Raw genomic sequence first — 6265 nt, forward strand, 5'->3', positions numbered from 1 at the left:
ATACCGCGCTCTCAAAGCACGCCTTACAGCTCTTATGCCCCATTTATTATGAGTCCGCACTGCTCTTGAGAGCTTTGTGGACCTTTTCGTAAATATCGGAGGAAATATCCGGCATGGCACGAAGCGTATGGAGCTGCTCTACCATGCAAGTGCGCCGGGGGAGATCGTAGCGGGCAAATTGGAGAAGAGGGTCAATAAGCTGTGAGGCAACCTGTGGATTGCGGCTATTCAAGAGTTCAATCTGCTCACGCAGAAAACGGTATCCCGTACCATCTTCTGCATGAAAACAACGGTGATTCCGCGCCGTAAAGGCACCAATTAAACTGCGTACCCGATTGGGGTTTGTGTGGTCAAAGGTGGGATGATTCATCAGCTCTTTGACCCGCTTGAGCGTATCCATAGCAGGTGCTACTGCCTGCAGTGAAAACCACTTATCCATAACCAACCCATCCTTGCTCCAGCGGTGTGCAAACTCTTCCAAGAGACGATCTCGGCACGAGCACCCCCCAAAAATAGCCGCCTCCAAGGCTCCAATACTATCTGTCATGGAAGTAGCCATGGCAAAATGCTGAGCCACCTGGTCAGAGCCGCTCGGAACAAGGGCAAGATACCCTAGGAGGGTATTTCGCAGGGACCGCTGAGCCATGGCCGCCGTGGTCATTTCGAAGGAATCTTGATGAAGTGCTGCGTAGCGTGCAGAAAAAACAGAAGCACAGCCGTGGGCCACGCCATCTCGCAGGGCCTGGCGCACGTGGTGTATTGCTTCCACGGGAACCGTATCAAACCATCCGGCCAGCTCCGACTCTGCAGGAAGAGTGAGCATCTCCGCCACAAAGGCAGGATCAAGGGATTGGTCTTCCACAAGAGCTGCTGCAATCTCACACACAGATGGTGGCACCTGAACAGTTTTGCCCCCTTGCATGGCAGAAACCATGGCCACAATCTCCTTTTTCAAGAGCATCTGCCACGCATCCCAGCGGGAGAAATCATCCTCCTCATGCAGAATTAATACGTGAAGATCCTCCGTCTCCAAAGGATGAATAAGCCGCACGGGAGCGGAAAATCCACGAAAGAGCGATACCACAGGGGCGGTGTCTACCTCCTCAAAGACCCATGTTTGCGTAGCCTGTTGTAGCGAAAGAACCTCATTTTGGCGTGTCTGTGCACGCACGAGGGGAATACGTTCACCGGTTTTGGAAAACAGGGCCGTATTCACAGGGATGTGCAGGGGCTTCTTAGGACTTTTGTCTGCCGTGGGTGGAGTTTTTTGACATAGGGTAAGACGCAGAGTCTTTTGAGCCCGGTCCCACTCATAGGACGCCCGGACTTCAGGGGTTCCTGCTTGAGAATACCACCGCCGAAACTGTGTAAGATCTTCCCCGCTTCCTGCTTCCATGGCCGCAATAAAATCTTCACATGTAACCGCATGACCATCGTGACGGCGTACATAGGTCTGCATACCCTCTTGAAAACGATTCTCTCCCAGAAGGGTGTGAATCATGCGAATTACCTCGGCCCCCTTTTCATAAATGGTCACTGTATAGAAATTACTCATTTCTATCACCTCTTCCGGACGAATGGGGTGTGCCATGGGGCCGGCATCTTCGCGAAACTGGTGACTGCGAATCATGCGTACATTTTTAATACGATGTACCGCCCGGGATCCACGATCGGCGGAAAACTCCTGATCTCGAAATACGGTGAGTCCCTCTTTCAGAGAAAGTTCAAACCAGTCACGACAGGTAATTCGGTTTCCAGTCCAGTTGTGGAAATATTCATGGCCAATTACTGCTTCTATATTCATAAAATCTTGATCCGTGGCGGTCTCTCTGTCTGCAAGAACATATTTGGCATTGAAAATATTAAGCCCCTTATTTTCCATGGCCCCCATATTAAAAAAGTCAACTGCCACAATCATATATATGCCAAGGTCATACTCCAAACTAAAGCGGGTTTCGTCCCAGCGCATGGCATGTTTCAAACTCTCCATGGCGTGGTGTGCCCGGTGGAGCATTCCCCGATCAACATAGAGCTCAAGGGCAACCTCTTTCCCACTGGCAGTGACAAAGTAATCGCGTAAGCAGTCGAAATCTCCAGCCACGAGGGCAAAAAGATAGCTTGGCTTGGGAACCGGGTCAACCCACGTGACCCGATGCACTCCTCCCCCCAGATCTTCTTCCTTCACGCGATTTCCATTTGACAAAAGCAGGGGATACTCCTTCTTCGGGGCGGTAATACGCGTGGTAAAACGTGCCAGCACATCGGGACGGTCGGGATAAAAGACAATGCGACGAAACCCTTCAGCTTCACACTGTGTGCAAAACGCCCCCGCAGACTTATACAAGCCCTCAAAGGCGGTGTTATCTGCCGGAGAAATCGTGGTTGTTATCACAAGCTCAAAGGTATCGGGGCAGTTCCGTATCAGAAGACGATCATCGGTGTGCTCAAAATCGTGCCAGGGCGTTCCATTCAAGGTAACCCCTTCCAGCACCACCGATGGATGGCCATGAAGAGTCATATGCGCGGTATTGGGTGTGGTGCGACGAACCTGCAGTACCGCAGACACTCGGGTGGCATGATCGGCAAGCACAATATCAAGGGAAACAGCATCCACATAAAATGCCGGCGGAGTATAGTCAGAACGACGTTGTACAGAGGGTGAACTCATAGCTTCTCTCTCTTATTGATGGTGTAGAGGAATATACACTCTGCATACACCAAGGAAGGAGGCCTGTACCGCAGATGAGCTTTTGCCGTGGTGTCCCTAGGGGGCATCATCCAACTCACCACGAATGGTGTGTTCTCGATCGGGACGGGCGAAGACTCCCGACTGACCTCCAAAAAAACCAGCCCAAGATTTCCGTCAACCGTAAGCTCTTCCCCGGTCTCAACAATATCGGCAACCCGTGCAACACCGGAAACACAGGGAATCCCATACTCCCGGGCAATAATGGCACCGTGAATCAACATTCCCCCGCGTCGCTCCACAATGGCTCCGGCCAGGGGGACAATGAAGGTCATGGCGGGATCAATGGCATCGCATACAAGAATCTCACCGCGCTGAAATCCGCTGAGATCAGCCTGCGTGCGCACAACCCGGCTGACTCCCGTTGCAATACCCGGGCTTGCCGGTTGCCCCTGGAGTTGACGCGCCCGCGCGGTTGAGGCAGAAGACTTTTCATCTGTAAGGGAGGGACTACGCAGCATGTCTTGTTCTTTTTCTGCCTGTGCAAGAAGCGCGGCAAAGTCAGAACGGGGATGCTGCGCATTTCGACGACGAACCTCCTCTTCTGCGAAGCTCACCTGTCGCAAAAGCTGTTCCAAACTGATATTATCATCATCGCGTAGGCGATAACTGGCACGTCCCATGGCAAGATACTCCTCGGCTACGGGCAACTCTTCCGGTGAAAACTGCCTTCGAAAAGCCGCTTCAAGCTCCTGCGCACCTTGAGACTGAGAAACAACCGGCCCAGCCCCCAGCTCCATCATAACCCCCTGGGCCTGATAAACAGAGAGACCTATCTCCTCTGCAATAGCGGCTACTGCAGCGGACGAAACCGCTTCAGGGGTTTCTACCAAGGCGCGAGCAGTCTCCATGAGGCGCTGGTTTCGCGCAACCGCCCGCAGGGAATTACCCCGCAAGAGCTCCATAAATTCAAAGGGATCATCGGGCTGAACCGTGTCTGTATAAAATGCACCGAACAGGCGAATTCCATGCGCCATGGGGATACAGTCACGCCGATACACCTCTTCCCACTCCCTGCGTGCACACAGCCGTTCTGCAAAGGTTTCACAGAGATCTGCATCGGAGAGTTCTGCAGGATCAACCTCCGCAAAGGCTGCCGCTGTCGCTTCAATGGCCGGAAGAATCTCCTCTTCAATACGTCTCTGGAGAGTTTTCAGGTTTTCCATACTGCGATGAAGCCCCAAATACCACTGTCGGTTGTCCTCAGAACGCTGGCGGGTAATAGGGCGGGCCTGGAGCAAAATCAGATCATCTCCACGGATAGTCCACTCACAATCCTGCGGAGCTTCAAAGGTGTCTTCCAGCATCCGCAGGGTCTGAGCAACACGAACACACTCTGCCGAATCGAGCACGGGCGTTGTTTTTTCATGGGGTGAGGTATCCACCACAGCAAGACCCTCACCGCGAGGAACAAGTTTCTGCGTCTTCTCTGCCGCAGTGTAGGCTTCAATTTCCAAGGTGGTCCGGTGCAGACGCCAGCTATCCGGCTCGACGCTCCCGTCAACAAGCCCTTGATTCAAGCCATACACCGCTTCAATCGCCATCTGCTGAGACTCCTCCGGAGCGGTGCTGAAGCCCACGCCGGACACCCGTCCCGCCATAAGCTCCTGCACAACCACGGCCATGCGGCTTTTCTCGACGGAAAGGCCCAGCTCCTGTCGATACAGAAGGGCACGATCCGACCACAAAGACGCCCATACAGTTCGTACTGCCTGAAGCTGTTTTTTTCTCCCCCGCACATGCACCACCGACTCATGGAGCCCCGCAAAGGAGGCCTGGCCGGAATCCTCCCCGGGAGCCGAGGAACGAATCACCAAGGGCCGATCACCAAATAGATCTTCAATCCCTGCACACAGCTGCATCTCAAGAGATTCGGGCAGGGGAGTGGTGAGAAATAAATTACGAATACGAAGAGCCGCATCCCACAGCTCTTCCCAGCGCATTTGGGAAAACTCCTTACGTCCCAGCTCCATGGAAAGCTTTGCCCCAAGACTGGTCTCGGCAAGATACTGTCCATAGACCTGAGCGGGAATCACCGCCGACAGCGGAATGGAAACACCAGCCTTTGAAAGGCGCGCAAGGGAGAGGGCCTTTCCCCCCACCTCGGCATGCTGGTCATGGCGAACTGTATTAATTGGTTGTATGATCAAAATCAAGCTCCATAACATCTTGAAAACGCTGCACTACGGTATATCGATGTACGGTTATTTCACACAGGGCGCATCCCGGTGACTGAACAAATTCCTGTAGATGGGGATGACGCTCCAGAAAAAGCTTTTCCAACGCTTCATAGCGCCCCGGTCCAACTTCACCAGCAACGCCTAAGGCAGTCACAGCTGCAGCGCTCCGAAAATCCTCCACCTGATTAGTTCTGCTGTCAATAAGAAGGGACACCCGCGTATCACCTTGAATATTTGCATATTTTCGCGTTGCCCGATGCGTAGCAAAGAGAATACGGGAAAGATGTTCTGCCCGGGCAAACCCAACAAGACTTGCGTAGGGATGACCGTTCCGACTCGTAGACAAGACACCGAGATATTGTGTTGCAAGTAATTGCGCGATTTTTGTTTCAAGCTCATTCATAACGACTCCTCTCATAGGCCCTCATAGTAATATAGTATGCGACACAGACCACCATCCCCGGCAAATAAAAAGAGGACAATTCAGAGAGACGCAGGCGTCTTTTCATGCACGGGAATAGAAACAGAAGAGAGGTGGACGAACCGTTTTTCCGTATTACGGAAATCTGTCGTCTGAGAAAAGATGTTTGCAGGCCCCGTCCTCTGCTCCTCGCAACAGGGCATACAGGCAGAAAAAACAGCCGATTCCCAGGATGATGTAGAGTGGCGTAAGGGGATCATAGATCCCGGTTTTCCCATAGGCAAGCAGTCCGCCCAGGACAAGAACGAGGGGATAGAGCAGACATTTTACCAGGATGGTACCGGCCATGAGGGCTCCCCATGGATTTTTGTGCAGGAGCAGACGTGCTGCAATGAAGCTCGGGGCAACCAGAAAGATGAGATCCGTGGCAAAGACCACGGCCGTGGTATGTCCGCTTTGACTGATGCCGGGAGGAAGCTGCCCTGTCATACTTACCACAAGGGACAGAATGATCCACATGCCTCCGATAAGTATGGAGAAGCAGAGCAGATAGACAGAGATTGCTGTGCAGGGAATCGGTGTATCTTTTGTTTGTGTCTTCTGCCGTGAAATGTCAAAGGTGCACAGACCGATGATACAGGCTGTGGCGGAAAGAATAACAATCAGGGTATGAATAAGAAAAAAGGCATTAAAGGATGCTCCGTAGGCATAAAAGAGATAGGTATCCCTGAGTGTCTATATTAAGTGAGACAATATTCTATATTAATTTTATTACCTATCGGGGCAGAAAAACAGGAGATCAAAAGTGGAAAGAAAGAATTATGAGAGATCATCGACATCGTCTGGTGTTGCTGGGAAAACGAGTAAGTCAACGGAAGTGCTTCCGGACAGCTCCCGAAAAACGAAGCGTCCTTCTAA

General features: G+C 52.2%; 4 protein-coding genes. All 4 read right to left on the bottom strand.

Annotated features, from left to right (window positions below; all coding sequences use genetic code 11):
* Positions 1 to 46: 46 nt before the first annotated feature.
* Entirely contained in the window at positions 47 to 2668 is a 2622-nt protein-coding gene (pepN, locus tag CALK_RS11435) for an aminopeptidase N (protein ID WP_022637827.1), read from the bottom strand.
* Positions 2665 to 4896: a PEP/pyruvate-binding domain-containing protein gene (locus CALK_RS11440; protein ID WP_022637828.1), complete on the bottom strand. Its 2232-nt coding sequence runs from the start codon at positions 4894 to 4896 to the stop codon at positions 2665 to 2667. Before CALK_RS11440 ends, pepN begins: the two co-directional genes overlap by 4 nt.
* Positions 4877 to 5329 carry a pyridoxamine 5'-phosphate oxidase family protein gene (locus CALK_RS11445; protein ID WP_022637829.1) on the bottom strand — a complete coding sequence of 151 codons (453 nt, stop codon included), beginning with the start codon at positions 5327 to 5329 and terminating at the stop codon, positions 4877 to 4879. Before CALK_RS11445 ends, CALK_RS11440 begins: the two co-directional genes overlap by 20 nt.
* A gap of 153 nt (positions 5330 to 5482) precedes the next feature.
* Positions 5483 to 5866 carry a hypothetical protein gene (locus CALK_RS11450; RefSeq protein WP_022637830.1) on the bottom strand — a complete coding sequence of 128 codons (384 nt, stop codon included), beginning with the start codon at positions 5864 to 5866 and terminating at the stop codon, positions 5483 to 5485.
* Positions 5867 to 6265 lie beyond the last annotated feature (399 nt).

The sequence above is a fragment of the Chitinivibrio alkaliphilus ACht1 genome, assembly GCF_000474745.1.
In the GTDB taxonomy this organism is placed as follows: domain Bacteria; phylum Fibrobacterota; class Chitinivibrionia; order Chitinivibrionales; family Chitinivibrionaceae; genus Chitinivibrio; species Chitinivibrio alkaliphilus.

Coding starts and splice junctions, on each gene's coding strand:
- CALK_RS11445 (WP_022637829.1), bottom strand. CDS start 5,329: ATGAATGAGCTTGAAACAAAAATCGCGCAATTACTTGCAACACAATAT.
- pepN (WP_022637827.1), bottom strand. CDS start 2,668: ATGAGTTCACCCTCTGTACAACGTCGTTCTGACTATACTCCGCCGGCA.
- CALK_RS11450 (WP_022637830.1), bottom strand. CDS start 5,866: ATGTGGATCATTCTGTCCCTTGTGGTAAGTATGACAGGGCAGCTTCCT.